General features: G+C 38.2%; 3 protein-coding genes. All 3 read right to left on the reverse strand.

Going from position 1 to position 1,841, the window contains the following annotated elements:
- Window positions 1-100: 100 nt before the first annotated feature.
- Window positions 101-877, reverse strand: a complete 777-nt coding sequence (locus tag QUA38_RS28685) for a DUF1828 domain-containing protein (RefSeq protein WP_333167871.1) — start codon at window positions 875-877, stop codon at window positions 101-103.
- 13 nt (window positions 878-890) lie between these two features.
- On the reverse strand, window positions 891-1,364 hold the full coding sequence (locus QUA38_RS28690; protein WP_333167874.1) for a hypothetical protein: 474 nt from the start codon (window positions 1,362-1,364) through the stop codon (window positions 891-893).
- Between the two features lie 322 nt (window positions 1,365-1,686).
- On the reverse strand, window positions 1,687-1,841 hold a 155-nt coding region (locus QUA38_RS28695), incomplete at its 5' end, for a DUF4079 domain-containing protein (protein ID WP_333167877.1).

Consider the following 1,841-nt stretch of genomic DNA (forward strand, 5'->3'; position numbering starts at 1 on the left):
GCATAGCCAAGTGGTAAGGCAGAGGTCTGCAAAACCTCCACCCCCAGTTCAAATCTGGGTGCCGCCTTTTTTAATTTGTAAAGAACCACCAAAAAAATATTCAACGCGAGAAAGTTTCCCGAAGATAGTGAACAATTTCCCGGCGATTTTCTTGTAAGCTAGGAAATTGTTTTTCACATACTTTAGAAAACTTCTTTAAAACTTTTTTGCTTACTTTGTCCGCATCCTGAAAAATGGCAATTGGATAAAAAGAGTTTCCCCATTTCTCAAATTGAAGGAGAGAAATAGTTGCATCACGCACCTGATTGTCATTTTGTAGTGCATAAATATACAAAGGATTTGCCATCTTATTAATATGACAATTTACTTCATAAACACCTTCTGGGTCATATTGCATATCGTGCCAGTCAAATACATATCTGTCTTCAGGAACATTCTCGGCTATCAATGCTCGGAAATCTTCATAAAAAGTGGACTTAACTCTTTCTCTTGATAAGTAACTAATATCAGAAATTCTTAATAAGGCTTGAGCAAATCTGTATAACGCCTCTCCATACTCCCCCTGTTCAATTTTTATTATAAATTCTCCATATCTATCTTCTACCTGAAATTCAGACAGGGAATTTGTAATAATTTCTCTGCGCGTACCATTTTCTAAATCAGACTCATTAAATCTATATGTTAGGTACATATATGTATGACCTTCATCAGATAGCAACCATTGATTTTTTTCTTTTTTTAAAACAATAGCTAAATGGTCGCCGTCATCAAATCGGAAGGGCGTAAATACGCGAAATCTATCCTTCCCCTCTTCAGCAAGGCGCAACTCTTCACATACTTTTTGTTTAAACTCCCTCTCGATAGCGTCAGCAGTCATTTTCTTCACCTATTTAAAAGAGGCTAAGTTGAGGATCATCAGGTAACTCAAAGCCACAATCATTTAATAAACAATCAAGAGCTTCTCCGAAATTAGAAAACCTATCAGTAGGTTCAGCATATTTGTCCTCTTCACAAGTTCCATAGTTTTGATACCTCTCTGTTGCCTTATGTATGTGGAAGTCATAAAATTTTTGCTTTTCTATCGGATTAGTGTGTTCGTGGCTTTTTCCATCATACCGCCTTAAGTGGAAAAGTTTATTAGAACCTGGAGGGTAAACTCCAATAATTATAGAAAAGTCTAATAAATTCAGACGGCTCTGACGTAAGATTAGGCGAAATTTATTGTTATTAACACCCTCAATATCAAAAGCACCCATTTTGCTAACACCTGCCTCTCTCATCCGAATCTGGGAGCGCCAAGCTAAAGGTAAAGGCTTGGATTCAGCTATGAGATTATTAATTTCTACGTCTGAATATTTAGCCACTACATTACAGCGTTAAACAAGTTAAAACTTTAGTTTTCAATTTGATTTTCCATAGGTCTTTGCCAATTTACCAATTCTGGAAAGAATATAAAACACCTTTGACACCACCTATCCACTCACAACTCACAAAGCCGGAACCTTAAACCTTCCCCCAGAGTGGGGACAATCCGACAGCAAGCGCAACTGGTATCGAGCGCACCCCGTCGCTGTTTTAAACTGCCACTCTATTGTATAACAGGGAGGCTCAGGATAATCTGACAATTAAATTGCTAATCACTAATCGCCTCAAAGCAATTAGCAATTAGCAATCTTACCCCAATCCTCACATTTTGCTGATAATTCTTTGCAGGATTTCCACGCCTGATACTGCTTGCCAGCCAAACAGCCCCAAGAGCACAATATTCAGAAAGATGTGAGTGTTTCTCGCCAAATCATTGCCTTTTTGCATCAAAGGAGTCAGCGAGGCTGCGATCGCAA

Origin of the sequence: Microcoleus sp. Pol12B4 (assembly GCF_036701385.1) — a bacterium.
In the GTDB taxonomy this organism is placed as follows: Bacteria; Cyanobacteriota; Cyanobacteriia; order Cyanobacteriales; family Microcoleaceae; genus Microcoleus.

Coding starts and splice junctions, on each gene's coding strand:
- QUA38_RS28685 (WP_333167871.1), bottom strand. CDS start 877: ATGACTGCTGACGCTATCGAGAGGGAGTTTAAACAAAAAGTATGTGAA.